The sequence below is a fragment of the Burkholderia semiarida genome (genome assembly GCF_029268935.1).
GTDB classification, from domain to species: Bacteria; Pseudomonadota; Gammaproteobacteria; order Burkholderiales; family Burkholderiaceae; genus Burkholderia; species Burkholderia semiarida.
In genome coordinates this window covers 260,354-279,577 of record NZ_JAHLCL010000005.1, presented here as the reverse complement: position 1 = coordinate 279,577, position 19,224 = coordinate 260,354, and the positions used below count along the sequence as shown (strand labels likewise).

Below are 19,224 nucleotides of genomic sequence, written 5' to 3'. Positions count from 1 at the left end.
TCGCTCCGACGGAGGCAGCCCATGCGAACCGACGCACTCGACGGAAAGGATCTCGACTACTGGTGCGCACGCGCGTTGTGCGCCGACGATGAAGACACGCTGCGCTTCACGGCCGTCGCGCCGACCGTCGTCGTGACGGCCGCCTGCGACGCGTTCCGGCATCTCGACGCGCCGTTCGCGCCGTCGGCGTCGTGGGCCGACGCCGGTGCGGTGCTCGATCGCGTGGAGGACCTGCGGATCGCGCGTCACGGCGACGACGTCGAATGCGACGCCACCTTCGTCGACGGCCCGTCGACCTGCGGCGCCCACGGCCGCGAGACGCGCGTGGCGCTGCTGCGCGCGTTCGTGCGTGCGCGTTTCGGCGATGACGTGGACGCGCCGCCGTCGTTCCCGCACCGGATCGAACACGGCAAGGTGGTGCGCTATGACCCCGGTGTGCCGATTCCGGATACGGACGATGATCCGGCGACGGGCGACAGCTCGGATATTCGATCCATCCCGCGCATGTAATACAGGTGCGGCCTCGGCGGTCATGTAAAAACGACAGGCCCCTTCAAACCGCCTTCCCGTGCACGCCCTGTTCCGCCGGTAATCGCGCAGCAGGCACACCGATTGCGATGCCGCTGCGTTACCGATCGCCGCCATCCGCCCGCGCCACGCCATGGACTCCACACCGCCGTTCGCTCCACACCTCTACTTCTGCGACGCCCGCCTCGTCGGGCCGCTCGACGCGTGGCCGCAGACCTTCGCGCATATCGCCGGGATGGGCTTCGACCACGTGCTGGTCGGCGCGTTCTGGGCCGCGAGCGTCGCCGGCTTTCCGCGCCACGTGGCCGATTTCCGGCGGCCGGCCCGGTCGTTCGAGACGCGCGCGAGCGCGCTCGAAACCTTCTCGCGGCTCGCGCAACTGGCGAAAGGCCACGGGCTGCGCCTGCTGCTCGAAGTCGTGCCCGATCGCATCGCACGCGAGAACCCGCTGCGCGCCGAGCATCCGGACTGGTACGTCGAGCACACGCACGACGACGCGCTGATCGATCCGCGCGGCACCGCGCACGCGCTGGATATCGCGCATGCGAACGCCGGCGACGAAGCGGTGCGCGACGCGCTGTCGGCATGGTGGTGCGCGCATCTCGCGGCGTTCGCCGACGCGGGCGCGGCCGGCTTCCTGATCGACGCGCCGCATCATCTGCCGGCCGACTGGTGGCCGGGGTGGCGCGCGGCGCTGCGCCGCGCACGCCCGGACGCCGCGGTGCTCGCCGGTGTGCCCGGCCATGCGCGCGATGCGCTCGCGCAGCTCGAAGGCGCCGGGTTCGACGCGGTGTTTTCATCGGTGCGCTGGTGGGACTTGCGCGCGCCGTGGTTCGCGGACGAACACCGGCTGCTGCGTCGGATCGGCGCGCCGATCGCGTTCCCCGATGCGCCGGACGGCCCGCGTCTCGCCGACGACTGGCCCGACGCGTCGGACGACACCGTCGCCCGCGCGTATCGCCGCGCGCTGTGGACGGCCGCGGCCGTCGGCACCGGCTGGCTCGTGCCGATGGGATTCGAGCGCGGCGTGACGGTGCCGCTGATGGCGCGCGACGCGGATGCCGAACGTTACCGCGCCGCATTCGAGCACGCGCGTTTCGACCTGTCGGGCGCGCTCGCCGATGCGAACGCGTGGCGCCGCGCCACCCCGGTCGCGGCGACGCGCGGCGAAATCGTGCAACTGAGCGCGCCGGCCGCGCACGCGACCGCGCTGCTGCGCGGTACGGGCCCGTCGCTCGACCATGACGACGCGGCGTTGCTGATCGCGTTGAATCCCGATCTCGACGCGCCCGCCACGCTCGACCCCGCGACGATCCTGCCCGGCGTGCCGGGCGGCTTCACGCGCGTCGTCACGCAGGCCGGCGCGCACGCGCATCCGCCTGCCGCGCTCGAACCGTTCGCGCTCGCGCCCGGCGCGTATGCGCTGCTGCACGCGTGGCGGGCGCCGCCCGTCACGACACGCCCGGACGCCGCGCGTGAACGCACCGTGCTGTCGGCGGCGCTCGCGGCCGACCGGATCGCGATCGAGCGCGTCGAGCCGTCGGTCGACGGCGGCCGCTTCGCGATCAAGCGCGTGATCGGCGAGCCGCTCGTCGTCGGTGCGTCGATCTTCACCGACGGCCACGCGCATCTGGCGGCCGTGCTTCAGTGGCGCGCCGCCGACGACGATACCTGGCGCGAAGTGCCGTTCAACGCCGAGCCGAACGACCGCTGGCATGCGCGCGTCACGCTCGACCGGCTCGGCCGTCATGAATTCCGCGTGGTCGCGTGGCGCGACGACTGGGCGTCACTCGTCACCGATATCGCAAAGAAGCGCGCGGCCGGCCAGGACGTGACGCTGGAGGTGCGCGAAGCGCAACTGCTGCTCGCGACCGCGCTGAAGCACGCCGAGCCGGTCGATCCGCGCGCGCGCAAGCAGATGGAGCGGCTCGCCGCCGAGCTCAAGGACGCGTCGCCCGACGACCGCCTCGCACTGATCGGCGCGCCCGAACTCGCCGATGCGTACGCGGCGCTGCGCTACCGCCCGTTCGTCACGCACGACGCGACGACCTACCCCGTCGACGTCGAACGCCGCAAGGCGCGCTTCTCGAGCTGGTACGAGATGTTTCCGCGCTCGGCGAGCGACGATCCGCACCGGCACGGCACGTTCGACGACGTGATCGCGCATTTGCCGCGCATCCGCGACATGGGCTTCGACGTGCTGTATTTCCCGCCGATCCACCCGATCGGCATGTCGGCCCGCAAGGGCCGCAACAACAGCCTGACCGCGGGCCCCGACGACGTCGGCAGCCCGTATGCGATCGGCTCGCCCGACGGCGGGCACACGGCCGTGCATCCGCAACTCGGCACGCTCGATTCGTTCCGCGCGCTGGTCGACGCCGCGCGCGGGCACGGGCTCGAGATCGCGCTCGATTTCGCGATCCAGTGCTCGCCCGACCATCCGTGGCTCGCCGCGCATCCGGGCTGGTTCGCGTGGCGGCCCGACGGCTCGCTGCGCTTCGCCGAAAACCCGCCGAAGCGTTACCAGGACATCGTGAACCCCGATTTCTACGCGCCGGACGCGCTGCCCGACCTGTGGCTCGCGCTGCGCGACGCGGTGCTGTTCTGGGTCGACGCGGGCGTGCGGATCTTCCGCGTCGACAACCCGCACACGAAGCCGCTGCCGTTCTGGGCGTGGATGATCGACGACGTGCGCGGCCGGCATCCGGGCGTCGTGTTCCTGTCCGAGGCGTTCACGCGCCCGGGGATGATGTATCGCCTCGCGAAAGTCGGCTTCTCGCAGTCCTACACGTATTTCACGTGGCGCGAATCGAAGCGCGACTTCATCGATTACCTGACCGAGCTGACGGCCGGCCCCGCGCGCGAATTCTTCCGGCCGAACTTCTTCGTCAACACGCCCGACATCAACCCGCGCCACCTGCAGAACGCGCCGCGCTCGCAGTTCGTGATCCGCGCGGCGCTCGCAGCGACGCTGGCCGGCTCGTGGGGCCTGTACTCGGGCTTCGAGCTCGGCGAATCGGCGCCGCTGCCGGACAGCGAGGAATACGCGGATGCGGAGAAATACGAGCTGCGCGCGCGCGACTGGAGCAAGGCCGCGCACATCGGCGCGGAAATCGCGCGGCTGAACCGCGCGCGGCGCGATCACCCGGCGCTGCAGACGCATCTCGGGCTCACGTTCGTCGACGCGGACAACGATTCGGTGCTCGTGTTCATGAAGGCGACCCCCGCGTTCGACAGCGTGGTGGTCGTCGCGATCAGCCTCGACCCGTGGCATCCGCAGGCCGCCAACTTCACGCTCGATGCGGCGCTGTGGCGCGGCCTCGGGCTGGCCGACGGCGAGCCGCTCGATGCGCTCGAACAGGACGCCGCGCACGCGCAGACCTGGCGCGGCCAGCGCCAGTACGTGTCGCTCGATCCGCACGTGCGGCCGTACGCCATCTGGCGGCTCACGCCGCCTCCGGGCGCCGCGCGGGCGGCGACGCCCGCGCCGGACGACGCCCGACCTTCCTCGGGAGCCCACGGATGATGAAACGCGAAGATTCCCTCGACGACGTGCGCCGCGCGCAATTCCCGTCGCTCGCGCCGGCCGGCACGCCGCGCCGGCGCCGCGCGCGCCGCCGCGAACCCGCGCTCTGCGCGGACGATCCGCTGTGGTACAAGGACGCGATCATCTACCAGGTGCACGTGAAGTCGTTCTACGATTCGAACAACGACGGCATCGGCGATTTCCCCGGCCTGATCGCGAAGCTCGACTACATCGCCGAGCTCGGCGTCGACACGATCTGGCTGCTGCCGTTCTATCCGTCGCCGCGACGCGACGACGGCTACGACATCGCCGACTACCGCGACGTGCATCCCGACTACGGCACGCTGGCCGACGTGCGGCGCTTCATCCGCGAAGCGCATGCGCGCGGCATCCGCGTGATCGCCGAGCTGGTGATCAACCACACGTCGGACCAGCATCCGTGGTTCCAGCGCGCACGCCGCGCGAAGCCGGGCTCCACGTATCGCGATTACTACGTGTGGTCCGACACCGATACGAAATACGCGGGCACGCGGATCATCTTTCTGGATACCGAAACGTCGAACTGGACGCACGACCCGGTGGCCGGCCAGTATTACTGGCACCGCTTCTACTCGCACCAGCCCGACTTGAACTTCGACAACCCGGCCGTCGTGCGCGAAGTGATCCAGGTGATGCGCTTCTGGCTCGACCTCGGCATCGACGGGCTGCGGCTCGACGCGGTGCCGTACCTCGTCGAGCGCGAAGGCACCAACAACGAGAACCTGCCGGAGACGCATGCGATCCTGAAGCGGATCCGCGCGACGATTGACGCCGAATACCCGAACCGGATGCTGCTCGCGGAAGCGAACCAGTGGCCGGAAGACGTGCAGGAATATTTCGGCAACGAGGACGAATGCCACATGGCGTTCCACTTCCCGCTGATGCCGCGCATCTACATGTCGATCGCGAGCGAGGACCGCTTCCCGATCCTCGACATCATGCGCCAGACGCCGGCGCTCGCGCCGAGCAACCAGTGGGCCGTGTTCCTGCGCAACCACGACGAGCTGACGCTCGAGATGGTCACCGATTCGGAGCGCGACCTGCTATGGCAGACCTATGCGAGCGACCGGCGCGCGCGGCTGAACCTCGGGATCCGGCGCCGGCTCGCGCCGCTGATGGAGCGCGACCGGCGCCGCATCGAGCTGATCAATTCGCTGCTGCTGTCGATGCCCGGCACGCCGGTGATCTACTACGGCGACGAGCTCGGGATGGGCGACAACATCCACCTCGGCGACCGCGACGGCGTACGCACGCCGATGCAGTGGTCGTCGGACCGCAACGGCGGCTTCTCGCGCGCCGACCCCGAACTGCTGGTGCTGCCGCCGGTGATGGGCTCGCTGTACGGCTATGACGCGATCAACGTCGAGGCGCAGACGCGCGACCCGCATTCGCTGCTGAACTGGACGCGGCGCATCCTCGCGACGCGCCGGGCGTCGCAGGCGTTCGGGCGCGGCACGATCCGCTTCCTGCGCCCGGACAACCGCAAGGTGCTCGCGTATCTGCGCGAGCTGGACGGCCACGAGCCGCTGCTGTGCGTCGCGAACCTGTCGCGCGCATCGCAGGCGGTCGAGCTCGACCTGTCCGAATTCGCGGGCCGCGTGCCGATCGAGATGACGTCCGATTCGCCGTTTCCGCCGATCGGACAGCTCCCGTATCTCCTCACCTTTCCGCCGTACGGATTCCTCTGGTTCGTGCTCACCGAGCACGGCCGCGAGCCGTCGTGGCGGCAGCCGCACGCGGAACCGTTGCCCGAATACGTGACGCTCGTGATGCGGCGCGGCGACACGCGGCCGGACGTCTCGCAGCTGCACACGCTCGCGCACGACGCGCTTGCGTCATGGCTCGCGCGGCGGCGCTGGTTCGCGTCGAAGGACCGCAAGATCGGCGACGCGTGGCTGAACGTCGTCACGCCGATTCCGGACGAGCCGTTCCAGTATGCGGAGGCATGGGTGTCGGCGAGCGACGGCGGCGTCGAACGCTACGTGGTGCCGCTCGCGGCCGCGTGGGGCGGCGAGACGTCCCATCCGCTGTTCGCGCAACTCGCGCTGGCGCGCGTGCGGCGTGGCCATACGGTCGGCTACCTGACCGACGCGTTCGCGCTGCCGGCGTTCGCGCGCGGGATGCTGCGCAAGCTGCGCGACGGCGCGACGGTGCCCACGTCCGACGGCGGCCGGCTCACCTTTCTGCCGGAAGACGCGCTCGCCGGGCTCGATCCGGGCGACGACGCGGAAGTGCGCTGGCTCGCGGCCGAGCAGAGCAACAGCTCGCTCGTGATCGGCGACGCGATCGTGCTGAAGCTGGTGCGCAAGGTCGCGCACGGCGTTCATCCGGAAGCGGAAATGAGCCGGCACCTGACGCGCATCGGCTATGCGAACACCGCGACGCTGGCCGGCGAAGTCGTGCACGTCGATCCGGACGGCACGCCGCATACGGTCGCGATCCTGCAGCGCTACGTCGACAACCAGGGCGATGCGTGGACGCGCTCGTTCGACTTCCTGCGGCGCGCGATCGACGAACTCGCGCTGCCGGCCGCGGACGAAGGAGAGGCGGCCGAAACGGACGAGGAACCCGATGCGCTGCTCGGCTACGCGGCGTTCGCGGGCATCATCGGCACGCGGCTCGGCCAGTTGCACGTCGCGCTCGCGCAGCCGTCCGACGATCCCGCGTTCTCGCCGGAGCGCGCGACGCCCGATCACATCGACGGCTGGTGCATGGACGCGATCGCATCGTTCGAGCGCGCGCTCGACGTGCTGCGCACGCGGCTCGATGCGCTCGATGTGCCCACCCGCGCGTCGGCCGATGCGCTGCTCGCGTCGCGCGACGCGGCCGTGCTGGCGCTCGGCGAGCTCGTGCCGCGCACGCTCGACGCGCAATGCACGCGGATTCACGGCGATTTCCATCTGGGCCAGGTGCTCGACGTGCAGGGCGACGCGCTGCTGATCGACTTCGAAGGCGAACCGGCGCGCCCGCTCGAGCGGCGTCGCGCGAAATCGCATCCGCTGCGCGACGTGGCCGGCCTGCTGCGCTCGCTGTCATACGTCAGCGCGACCGCGCAGTTCGCGATCGAAAAAGCGCCGCCCCAGGCCGCCGGCCGCAAGCGCGCGCTGTTCGACCGCTTCGGGCAGGCCGCCGCCGACCGCTTCGTCGAATGCTATCGCGCGGCCGCGGACCACGCGCCCGCGCGCTTCGTCGATCCGCACTACGCGGACCGCCTGCTCGCGCTGTTTCTGATCGACAAGGCGTCGTACGAGCTGTGCTACGAAGCCGCGAACCGGCCCGACTGGCTGAGCGTGCCGGTCGGCGGGCTCGCGGCGCTGGTCGACCGGCTGCTCGGCGACGGCGTGCTGCCCGACGACGGAGGACACCCATGACCGACACGCTGTTCGAACGCGCCGATATCGACGCGCTGCTCGCCGGCCGCCATCCCGACCCGTTTGCGTGCCTCGGCCCGCACGAACAGGCCGACCGGATCGTCGTACGCGCGCTGCTGCCCGGTGCGGAGCGCGTGCGCGCGCTGTCGCCGGACGGCACCGAGCTCGGCGCGCTCGCCTGCATCGATCGCGCCGGCTGCTTCGCGGGGACGATCGCGCACGACGGCGGCTGGCCGCATTACCTGCTTGCGATCGACTGGCCGAACGCGCACCAGGTCACCGACGACGCGTATGCATTCGGCACGCTGCTCGACGAAGCGGCGCTCGCGCGCTTCTCGGCCGGCGATCCCGATGCCGTGCTCGACTGCCTCGGCGCGACGCCGGCGCGCATCGACGATACCGACGGCGTGCGCTTCGCGGTCTGGGCGCCGAACGCGCAGCGCGTATCGGTGGTCGGCGATTTCAATGCATGGGACGGGCGCCGCCATCCGATGCGGCTGCGGCGGCCGTCGGGCGTATGGGAGCTGTTCGTGCCGGGCATCGGCGCGGGCGAGCGCTACAAGTACGAGCTGCGCGCGGCCGACGGGCGCGTGCTGCCGCACAAGGCCGACCCGTGCGCGCGTGCGACCGAGGCGCCGCCGAGCACGGCATCGGTGGTCGCCGACGTCGCGGCGCTCCACGCGTTCGCATGGCACGACGACGGCTGGATGCACGCGCGGCCGCGCAACGACGACCGCTATCGCGTGCCGTGGTCGATCTACGAGGTCCATCCGGAATCGTGGCAGCGCATCCCCGAACAGATGGACCGCAGCGCGACGTGGGACGAACTCGCCGAGCGGCTGATTCCATACGTGAAGGGGATGGGCTTCACGCACGTCGAGTTCATGCCGATCGCCGAATACCCGTTCGGCGGCTCGTGGGGCTACCAGCCGCTCGCGCAGTTCGCGCCGTCCGCGCGCTTCGGGCCGGTCGAGGGTTTCGCGCGGTTCGTCGATCGCGCGCATGCGGCCGGCATCGGCGTGATCGTCGACTGGGTGCCCGCGCATTTTCCGAACGACGCGCACGGGCTCGCGCAATTCGACGGCAGCGCGCTGTACGAGCATGCCGATCCGCGCGAAGGCATGCATCCCGACTGGAACACGTGCGTGTTCAACGTCGGGCGCACCGAAGTCAGTGCATTCCTCGTCGCGTCGGCGCTCGCATGGGCGCGCCGCTATCACGTCGACGGCATCCGCGTCGACGCGGTCGCGTCGATGCTGTACCGCGACTATTCGCGCAAGGAAGGCGAATGGGTGCCGAACGTGCACGGCGGCCGCGAGAACCTCGAATCGGTCGCGTTCCTGCGCCGGCTGAACGACACGCTGCACGGTGCGTCCGCGCCGGCCGGCGTCGTCACCGTCGCGGAAGAATCCACCGCGTGGCCGGGCGTCACCGCGTCGACCGCCGACGGCGGGCTCGGCTTCGACTTCAAATGGAACATGGGCTGGATGCACGACACGCTCGCGTATCTGCACGAAGACCCGATCCACCGCCGCTATCACCACGACCGGATGACGTTCGGGCTCGTGTATGCATTCTCCGAGCGCTTCGTGCTGCCGCTGTCGCACGACGAGGTCGTGCACGGCAAGGGCTCGCTCGTCGCGAAGATGCCCGGCGACGCGTGGCAGCGGCTCGCGACGCTGCGCGCGTATTTCGGCTTCATGTGGGCGCATCCCGGCAAGAAGCTGCTGTTCATGGGCAGCGAATTCGCGCAATGGTCCGAGTTCGCGCACGATGCGACACCGCATTGGGACTTGCTCGACGCGCCCGCGCATCGCGGCGTGCAGCGGCTGGTGCGGGATCTGAACCGCACGTATGCGGCCGAACCGGCGCTGCATGCGCTCGACTGCCACGCGGCCGGGTTCTCCTGGCTGATCGGCGACGACCGCGACAACAGCGTGTTCGCGTTCGCCCGCCGCGACGATGCGGGGCACCTCGTCGTCGCCGTGTGCAACTTCACGCCCGTGCCGCGCACCGGCTACCGCCTCGGGCTGCCCGCGCCCGGGCACTGGCGCGAACTGATGAACACCGATGCCGCGACATACGGCGGCACCAACGCCGGCAACGACGGCGCCGTGTGGGCCGAAGCCGTGCCGGCCCACGGCGAGGCGTGGTCGGCGACCTTGCGCCTGCCGCCGCTCGCGACGCTGTGGCTTACCCCTGCCTGATCACTCGCTCGCGCCCTCGACACGGAGAACCGCCCCATGCCGACCGCCCTCCCCACCCGTCTCGAATCCGGCCGCAGCTATCCGCTCGGCGCGACCTGGGACGGCCTCGGGACCAATTTCGCGGTGTTTTCCGCGCACGCGCATCGCATTCAGCTGTGCGTGTTCGATCCGACCGGCCGCAAGGAACTCGCGCGCCTCGACCTGCCCGAATGCACCGACGAGGTGTGGCACGGCTATCTGCCCAACGCGCATCCGGGCACCGTGTACGGGTTTCGCGCGGACGGCCCGTACCAGCCGCAGAACGGCCATCGCTTCAATCCGACCAAGCTGCTGCTCGATCCGTACGCACGCAAGCTGGTCGGCCAGTTCCGCTGGTCGGACGCGCTGTTCGGCTATCGCGTGCATTCGAATCGGGCCGATCTGTCGATGGACCGCCGCGATTCGGCGCCCGCGATGCCGAAAGCCGTGGTCGTCGACGAAGCGTTCGACTGGAGCAACGACCGCCGCCCGAACGTGCCGTGGCGCAGCACCGTGATCTACGAGACCCACGTCCGCGGCGCGTCGATGCGCCGCGCCGGGCTGCGCCCGCCGGAGCGCGGCACGTTCGCGTCGCTCGCGCATCCGGCGTTCATCGATCATCTGCTGTCGATCGGCGTGACGACGGTCGAGCTGTTGCCGATTCACGCGTTCCTGCAGCAGCGCGAGCTCGTGAAACGCGGGCTGCGCAACTACTGGGGCTACGACACGGCGGCGTTCTTCGCGCCGGAGCCGTCGTATCTGACGACGCGGCGACTCGACGAAATGCGCATCGCGGTGCGCCAGTTGCACGCGGCCGGCATCGAGGTCGTGCTCGACGTCGTCTACAACCACACGTGCGAAGGCAACCAGCTCGGGCCCACGCTGTCGTGGCGCGGCCTCGACAACGCGAGCTATTACCGGCTGCGGCCCGACGATCCGCGCTACCACGTCGACGAAACCGGGTGCGGCAACACGCTGAACATGTCGCATCCGCGTGTCGTGCAGATGGTGATGGATTCGCTGCGCTACTGGGCCACCGCGTTCAACATCGACGGCTTCCGCTTCGATCTCGGCGTGACGCTCGGCCGCGAGGATCACGGCTTCGAACCCGGCGCGGGGTTCTTCGACGCGCTGCGGCAGGACCCCGTGCTCGCGCAGCGCAAGCTCATCACCGAGCCGTGGGATCTCGGCCCCGGCGGCTATCAGCTCGGCCGCCATCCGCCCGGCTTCGCCGAGTGGAACGACCGGTTTCGCGACACCGTGCGACGCTTCTGGCGCGGCGACGCTGGCCAGCGCCCGGAACTGGCGGCACGCTTGTCGGGCTCGGCCGACCTGTTCAATCACGGGCGGCGCCGCACCTGGGCATCGATCAATTTCATCACCGCGCACGACGGCTTCACGCTCGCCGATCTGGTGTCGTACGCGGGCAAGCACAACGACGCGAACGGCGAGGACAACCGCGACGGCCGCGACGACAACTGCAGCGCGAACTGGGGCGCCGAAGGGCCGACCGACGACGCGGCGATCCGCGACGTGCGCCGGCGCGTCGCGCGCTCGATGCTCGCGACGCTGTTTACCGCGCTCGGCACGCCGATGCTCGTGGCGGGCGACGAATTCGGCCGCACGCAGCAGGGCAACAACAACGCGTATTGCCAGGATAACGAACTGTCCTGGCTCGACTGGGACCTGGCGCACGGCGACGAAGGCGTGGAGATGACCCGCTTCGTGTCGCGGCTCGCCGCGCTGCGGCGCATGTACCCGGTGATGTCGGCGCCGCGCTACCCATCGGGCGACCGCGACGGCGCGCCGGGCATGCGCGAGATCGAATGGTTCGACGAACGCGGCGACGCGCTGACCGTCCCCGCGTGGGAAGACGGCGAACGCCGCGCGCTGACGATGCGGCGCGTCGGCACCGGCCGCACCGGACGCACCGAGGCGTTGCTCGTGATGCTGAACGCATCGGCCGACACCATCACGTTCATGCCGCCCGCGCCCGTACTCGATTACCGGATCCTGCTCGACACCGCGACGCCCGACTCGGGCCCGCGCTCGTGGCCGGAAGCGGGCCTCGACGTCGCCGCGCACGCGGCCGCGATCGCGGTCGCGGCCGTGCCGCCGCCCGATCAGTCTCCTTCCCGAGGATCGCCATGACATCCCGTTCCGCCCGCCCAACCGGCACGCATGCATTCGAATCGTCGTTCGGCGCGACCTGCGTCGATGCCGACCACACGCGTTTCCGGCTGTGGGCGCCCGCGAGCCGCACGGCCGCCGTCGAGCTGCAGGACGAAGGCGGCCGCGCGATTCCGATGACGCCGGCCGGCGACGGCTGGTTCGAGACGGTCGCGCCGTGCGGCCCCGGCACGCTGTACCGCTACCTGCTCGACGACGCGCTCGCGGTGCCCGATCCCGCGTCGCGCTTCCAGCCGTACGACGTGCACGGGCCGAGCCAGATCGTCGATCCAACCGCGTACCGCTGGCGTCACGACGCATGGCGCGGCCGCCCGTGGCACGAGACGGTGCTGTACGAGCTGCATGTCGGCGCCTGCGGCGGCTACGCGGCCGTCGAGCGGCGGCTGCCGACGATCGCCGAACTCGGCGTGACCGCCGTCGAGCTGATGCCCGTCAACGCGTTCCCGGGCGCGCGCAACTGGGGCTACGACGGCGTGCTGCCGTTCGCGCCCGACGCGTCGTACGGGCGGCCCGAGGAGCTGAAGTCGCTGGTCGACACCGCGCACGGGCTCGGGCTGCAGGTGTTCCTCGACGTCGTCTACAACCACTTCGGCCCCGACGGCAACCTGCTGCCGCGCTACGCGCCCGAATTCTTCCGCGCGGACCGGCAGACCGCGTGGGGACCGGCGATCGACTTCTCCCGCCCGCAGACGAGCGCGTTCTTCATCGACAACGCGCTGTACTGGCTCGACGAGTACCGTTTCGACGGGCTGCGCATCGACGCCGCGCACGCGATCGGCGACGACGCATGGCTGCGCGAACTCGCGCGCCGCGTACGCGCGCACGCGGGCGACGCGCGCCACGTGCATCTCGTGCTGGAGAACGAGCGCAATACCGCGAGCCTGCTCGGCCCCGGCGGCTTCGACGCGCAATGGAACGACGACTTCCACAACAGCGCGCACGTGCTGCTGACCGGCGAGCGCGACGGCTACTATCGCGCGTACGCCGACGCGCCGCTGCGCCATTTCGCGCGCACGCTCGGCGAAGGCTTCGCGTATCAGGGCGAACCGTCGCCGCTGCACGACGGTGCCGCGCGCGGCGAGCCGAGCGCGCACCTGCCGCCGACGGCGTTCGTCGTGTTTCTGCAGAACCACGACCAGATCGGCAACCGCGCGTTCGGCGAACGGCTGCGCGCGCTCGCGAACGACGACGCGGTGCGCGCGGCCACCGCGCTGATGCTGCTTGCGCCGTCGATTCCGCTGCTGTTCATGGGCGAGGAAGACGGCAGCACGCAGCCGTTCCAGTTCTTCACCGACTATCGCGGCGCGCTCGCCGACGCGGTGCGCGAAGGCCGGCGCCGCGAATTCGCCGCGTTTCCCGCGTTCGCCGATGCCGCGCATCGCGACGCGATTCCCGATCCGAACGACATCGCGACGTTCGTGCGCTCGTCGTTGCACCATCCGCCCGACGAATCGTGGCCCGACGCGGCCGCGTGGCGGCGCTTCTACCGCAGCGCGCTGGCCGTGCGCGCGGCCCTCGTGACGCCGCACCTGGCCGGCGCGCGGTCGCTCGGCGTCGATCTGCTCGCGGGCGACGGCGACCCGCCCGCGCTCGCCGCGCGCTGGCGCCTCGGCGACGGCAGCACGCTGACGATCGCGCTGAATCTCGGCTCGCACGACGCGACGCTGCCCGCGCTGCCGGTCGGCAAGATCGTGTTCGAGACGCCGCCGCGCGCGCGCGACCGGCTGCCGGGCGGGCACGTGCCGCCCCGCGCGTGCATCGCGTGGCGCGACGGCGCGGTCAACCAGGATGCGCGGCATCACCGCGCGAACGGACGGAGTTCATTATGACGACCGACGTTCCGATCGCGGCGCTCGCCCGTGCGGCCGGGCTGGAGCCCGACTGGACCGACGCGGGCGGCGTCGCGCGGCGCGTGGACGACGACGCGCTCGTCGCGCTCGTCGATGCGCTCGGCTGGCCGTGCGGCACCGCGATCCAGCGGGTCGACAGCGCGGCGGCGCTCGCCGACGCGAACGCGGCGCCGCCGCGTACCGTGACCGGCGACGCCGGCCTGCCGCTGACGCTGCCCGCGACCGTCGCGGCGCCGGGCGCGCGCTTCAGGATCTCGCTCGAAAGCGGCGGGCACGTGGACGGGCGCGTGGGCGGCACGGGCGAACACGGCACGCTGCCGCCGCTCGCGATGGCCGGCTATCACGCGCTCGACGTCGGCGAGCGGCGTATCGGGCTCGCGATCGCACCGCCGCGGGCGCGGTCGTTCGACACGTTCGCGCGCACACGCGACGCGAACAGCCGCTGGGGCATCGCCGCGCAGCTCTACGGCCTGCGCCGCACCGGCGACGACGGCGCGGGCGACTACACGACGCTCGCGCGGCTCGCCGCGCACGCGGCTCGCCACGGCGCGCAGGCCGTGGCGATCAGCCCGACGCACGCCGGCTTTCCGGCCCTCCCCGCGCACGACAGCCCGTATTCGCCGTCGTCGAGGCGCTGGCACAACGTCGCGTATCTCGACTGCGACGCGGTGCCGGGCGCCGATGCCGCGCCGCGCGCATCGGCCGCCGTCGCCGACGCCGACGCCGCACTGATCGACTGGCCCCGCGTGCTGCCGGCGAAGCTGCGCCGTCTGCGTGCATGCTTCGACGCATGGCGAGCGAGCGACGACCCGTCGCGCGACACGTACCAGCGGTTTCGCGCGGCGGGCGGCGCGGCGCTCGACGCGCACGCGCGCTTCGATGCGCTGCAGGCGTTCTGCATCGAGCACGGGATCGGCGCGGATTGGCGGCAATGGCCGGCGCAATGGCGCATGCCGGGATCGGCGGAAGTCGACGCGTTCGCGCACGCGCATGCCGACACGATCGCGTTCCACACCTTCCTGCAATGGTGCGCGTCGCGCGCGCTGGGCGACGCGCAGCACGCGGCGCGCGGCGCGGGCATGGCGACCGGGCTGATCGCCGATCTCGCGGTCGGCTCCGATCGCGCCGGCAGCGACGCGTGGGCGCACGGCACGACGCTGCTGCGCGGCGTGTCGCTCGGCGCGCCGCCCGACCTGTTCAATGCGGCCGGCCAGGCGTGGGGCGTGACGACGTGGACGCCCGCGGCGCTGCGCGCGGACGGCTTCGTGCCGTTCATCGAGCTGCTGCGCGCCGCGTTCGCGCACGCGGGCGGCATCCGCATCGATCACGTGCTCGGCTTCGCGCGGATGTGGATCGTGCCGGACGGCGGCTCGCCGCGCAGCGGCGCGTACCTGCGCTATCCGCTCGACGATCTGGTGCGGCTCGTCGCGCTCGAGGCGGCCCGCCATCGCGCGATCGCGATCGGCGAGGATCTCGGCACCGTGCCGGCCGGATTGCGCGAACGGCTCGGCGCGCAGGGTGTCGCGGGCATGCGCGTGCTGTGGTTCGAGCGCGACGCGAACGGCGCGTTCCGGCCGCCGTCCGCATGGGATCGCGATGCGATCGCGACCACCTCGACGCACGACTTGCCGACCGTGGCCGGCTGGTGGCGCGGCGTCGATCTCGGGTGGCGACGCGTCGCCGCCGACGCCGAAGCCGGTAAACGGCGCGACGACACACCGCCGCGCGACGTGGCCACCCCGGCGCCGGACGATGCGAGCGCGCACGATTCCGACGAGATCGTGCAGCGCATGGCGTTCGGACACGATACCGTGCAGCGCCCCGAGCCGGGCAAGCCGATGCCGCCGCCGGCTTCGCCGCCCGAGCTGCTCGCCGCCCACGCGGAACGCGCCACCGAGCGCGCGGCGCTGTGGCGCGCGCTGCAACAGGCCGGGTGCGCGCCGGCCGGCGCCGCGGTGCCGCCGGCCGACATGCCGCCGGTGAACGCGATCCTCGGCTACGTCGCGAGCAGCCCGTCGCCGCTCGCGCTGCTGCCGCTCGAGGATCTGCTCGCGCTCGACGCGCAGCCGAACCTGCCGGGGCCGCCGTGCGGCCATCCGAACTGGCGGCAGCGTCTGCCGCGCACGGTCGACACGCTGTTCGACACCGACGTGCGCACGCGCATCGCCGCCGTCGTGCATGCGCGCCGTTCGCGGGGGCGCCGCTCATGACGCCGCGCGCGACGCTGCGCCTGCAGTTGCACGCGGGCTTCACGTTCGACGACGCGGCCGCGCACGCCGACTACTTCGCGCGGCTCGGCGTGAGCCACCTGTACCTGTCGCCGGTGTCGACGGCCGAGCGCGGCTCGCTGCACGGCTACGACACCGTCGACTACGGCGCGCTCAGCGCCGAACTCGGCGGCGAAGCCGGCTTCCTGCGGCTCGTCGATGCGCTGCGCGCGCGCGGCCTCGGCATCATCATCGACATCGTGCCGAACCACATGGGCGTCGGCGGGTCGTCGAACGGCTGGTGGAACGACGTGCTCGAATGGGGGCAGGCGAGCCCGTATGCACGCACCTTCGACATCGACTGGCATCCGCCGGACCCGGCGCTCGACGGCAAGGTGCTGCTGCCGTGCCTCGGCGCGCCGTACGGCGATGCGCTCGCGGCCGGCGACATCACGCTGCGCGCCGATCCGGCCGCGGGCCGCTTCTATATCGCGTGCCCCGGGCGGCGGCTGCCCGTGGCCGCCGCCACCTACGCGGAAATCCTGCGCATCGCGAACCGCGCGGACCTGAACGCGCTCGCCGAGCGCTTCGATGCCGCGCCGGCACGCGGCAGCGCGCGGCTGGCCGCCGCCCATGCGGCGCTGCGCGATCATGCGGCCGCGCACGGCCCGCACGCGCTCGACGCGGTATTGCGCGGCGCCGACCCGCGCCGCGCCCGCTCGCGCGCCTGCCTGCACCGATTGCTCGAACGCCAGCACTACCGGCTCGCGTGGTGGCGCACGGCCGCCGACGAGCTGAACTGGCGGCGCTTCTTCGACATCGCGACGCTCGCGGCCGTACGCGTCGAAGACGACGCGGTGTTCGACGCCGTTCATGCGCTGCCGCTGCGCCTCCACGCGGCCGGGCTGGTCGACGGCGTGCGCGTCGATCACGTCGACGGCCTCGCCGATCCGCGCGCGTACTGCCGGCGGCTGCACGCGCGGCTCGCCGCGCAGCGCGACGCGCGGCCCTACATCGTGGTCGAGAAGATCCTCGCGCCCGGCGAGGCGCTGCGCAGCGACTGGGCCGTCGACGGCACGACCGGCTACGACTTCATGAACGACGTCGACGCGCTGCTGCACGACCCGGCCGGCGCCGCGCCGCTCGCCGCGCACTGGGCGGCCGTGTCGGGTTCGGCGCGCACGTTCGCGCAGGAAGCGCTCGACGGCAAGCGGCGCGTGCTGATGCGCCAGCTCGCCGTCGAGCATGCGCGGGTCGCGCGGTTGCTGCACGGGATCGCGCGGGCGTCGCCCGCGACGCGCGACGTGAGCCGGCTCGCGATCCAGCGCGTGCTCGGTGAACTCGCGGTGCGGCTGCCCGTGTACCGGATGTATCCGGCGCCGGGCGAGGAACTCGCCGACGCCGACCGGCGCGTGCTCGCCCACGCGTATGACGGTGCGTATGCGGCCGTCGATCCGACCGACCGGTTCGCGCTCGAGCGCGTGGCCGCGTGGCTCGGCCTGCCGGTCGTGCGCGTGCCGCGCGCGAACGCGGACGCGCTGGTCGCGGCGCGCGTCGCGTTCGCGCAGCTCACCGCGCCGCTGGCCGCGAAGGGTGTCGAGGATACGGCCAACTATCGCTACGGCCGGCTGCTGTCGCGCAACGAGGTCGGCGCCGACGCCGGCGACTTCAGCCTGTCGCGCGGCGCGTTCCATGCGCGCAATCGGCGACGCGCGCGCACCGTGCCGCACGGGCTCGTCGCGACGGCCACGCACGACCACAAGCGCGGCGAGGACGCGCGTGCGCGGCTCGCGGTGCTCAGCGAGGCGCCCGATGCGTGGCGCGCGGCATCGCTCGACTGGTCGGCGCTGAACTTGCCGCATCGCAGCGGCGCGCACCGCGACCTCGCGTGGACGCCCGGGCCGGCCGCCGAGGCGATGCTGTACCAGACGCTCGTCGGCTGCTGGCCGCCCGCGCTCGCACCCGACGATGCGGCCGGCCTCGACGCGCTCGCGACGCGCGTCGTGCAATGGCAGACGAAGGCGCTGCGCGAAGCGAAGCAGCACACCGACTGGCTCGCGCCCGAGCCCGACTACGAGCGCGGCTGCGAGGCATTCGTTCGCGCGATCCTGACGCCGCGCGGCGCCGGGGATTTTCCGCATCGGCTGCATGCGTTCGTCGCGCGGATCGCGCCGGCCGGCGTCGTCAACAGCCTCGCGCAGACGGCGCTGCGGATCGCGTCGCCCGGCGTGCCCGATCTGTATCAAGGCACCGAGTCATGGGATCACTCGCTCGTCGATCCGGACAACCGGCGCGACGTGCCGTTCGCGACGCTGGCGGCCGAAGCGGTCGACGCGCCCGTTGCGTCGTATCTGCCGACATGGCCCGACGCGCGCGTGAAGCGCGCGCTGATCGAGCGGATGCTGGCGCTGCGCGCGCGATGGCCGGCGACGTTCGCGGATGGCGCGTACGTTCCGCTGCGCGTGCGCGGCAAGTTGGCACGGCATGCGGTGGCGTTCGCGCGGTGCGACGATGCGGCGACCGTGGTGGTGGTCGCGACGCGGCTCGCGTGCCGGTTGCTGGGCGAAGCGCCCGGATTGCCGCGCGTGGAACCGGCGCGATGGGGCGACACGGCCGCCGTGCTGCCGCGCGGCGTTGAAGGGCCCTGGACAGACGCGTTGAATGCCGGGGACGCGATCGATGCGCCGGATGGTGTGCTGGCGCTCGATCGCTGTCTGGCCGAGTTGCCTGTGGCGGTGCTCGTCGCGGCGCGGAGTGAAAACTGAAGGCGATGTCCGATTGACGGTAGCCCCGGAGCAGCCCGCGATCGATTTTGTGCAAAACGTGCCGCGAATAATCGATCTTTCAAACGCGTGATCGGCTTTCACCCGAAACGTCCGATCGCAAGCCGGTTTGTTCAGCCGACGATCTGCGTCGGCGACCTTACGACCACTCCTCCGGCGGCGTCTCGCCGCGGTCGTCTTCCCACAGCGGTTTCGCCGCCTCTTCTCCGCGGCTCGGCGTCACCGGCCCGTTTCCGCTTGTGCCGCGGTCACCGCGCTCGGCCCGCCGAGCGCCGTCGCGCGGCGCCGCCTGCGCTCGCACTCGAGCCCGCGTACGTGTCGGCGTCACGGTCCGTTGCCCGTCGCGGCGACGCTCGTCCGTCGAGCCTGCATCGTGGGTCTGTCGTGCATTCGAAGCTGTAGCCATTCCGTTCTCCTGAGTCATCGAAAGAAACCGGTCGCCCGAACGCAGCAATTTCGGTGCCGCCCGCCGGGCAAGCATCTTGCTCCGCTGATTCGACCGAAA

The 19,224-nt window shown here is 71.7% G+C and carries 8 protein-coding genes; all 8 read left to right on the top strand.

Annotated features, from left to right (window positions below; all coding sequences use genetic code 11):
• The first annotated feature begins 21 nt into the window (after positions 1 to 21).
• The 8 genes from KPB06_RS08090 (at position 22) to treY (ending at position 18,701) form a co-directional block, all read left to right on the top strand.
• Positions 22 to 510: a phage protein NinX family protein gene (locus KPB06_RS08090; protein WP_059575049.1), complete on the top strand. Its 489-nt coding sequence runs from the start codon at positions 22 to 24 to the stop codon at positions 508 to 510.
• 151 nt (positions 511 to 661) lie between these two features.
• Positions 662 to 4,054 (top strand): maltotransferase domain-containing protein, encoded by a 3,393-nt coding sequence (locus tag KPB06_RS08085; protein WP_059575048.1) that lies wholly within the window; start codon positions 662 to 664, stop codon positions 4,052 to 4,054.
• Positions 4,054 to 7,464, top strand: coding sequence for a maltose alpha-D-glucosyltransferase (gene treS / locus KPB06_RS08080; protein ID WP_275905527.1), 3,411 nt, complete (start codon positions 4,054 to 4,056; stop codon positions 7,462 to 7,464). The genes KPB06_RS08085 and treS overlap by 1 nt, the downstream gene beginning before the upstream one ends.
• On the top strand, positions 7,461 to 9,671 hold the full coding sequence (gene glgB / locus KPB06_RS08075) for a 1,4-alpha-glucan branching protein GlgB (protein WP_275905386.1): 2,211 nt from the start codon (positions 7,461 to 7,463) through the stop codon (positions 9,669 to 9,671). The genes treS and glgB overlap by 4 nt, the downstream gene beginning before the upstream one ends.
• Before the next feature lie 36 nt (positions 9,672 to 9,707).
• On the top strand, positions 9,708 to 11,840 hold the full coding sequence (gene glgX / locus KPB06_RS08070; protein WP_099318439.1) for a glycogen debranching protein GlgX: 2,133 nt from the start codon (positions 9,708 to 9,710) through the stop codon (positions 11,838 to 11,840).
• Entirely contained in the window at positions 11,837 to 13,708 is a 1,872-nt protein-coding gene (gene treZ / locus KPB06_RS08065; RefSeq protein WP_059575045.1) for a malto-oligosyltrehalose trehalohydrolase, read from the top strand. The genes glgX and treZ overlap by 4 nt, the downstream gene beginning before the upstream one ends.
• Positions 13,705 to 15,939, top strand: coding sequence for a 4-alpha-glucanotransferase (gene malQ / locus KPB06_RS08060; RefSeq protein WP_059575044.1), 2,235 nt, complete (start codon positions 13,705 to 13,707; stop codon positions 15,937 to 15,939). Before treZ ends, malQ begins: the two co-directional genes overlap by 4 nt.
• The gene (gene treY / locus KPB06_RS08055) at positions 15,936 to 18,701 is read left to right on the top strand and encodes a malto-oligosyltrehalose synthase (RefSeq protein ID WP_275905387.1); all 2,766 of its coding nucleotides are present in this window, start codon (positions 15,936 to 15,938) and stop codon (positions 18,699 to 18,701) included. Before malQ ends, treY begins: the two co-directional genes overlap by 4 nt.
• The last annotated feature ends 523 nt before the right edge of the window (positions 18,702 to 19,224 follow it).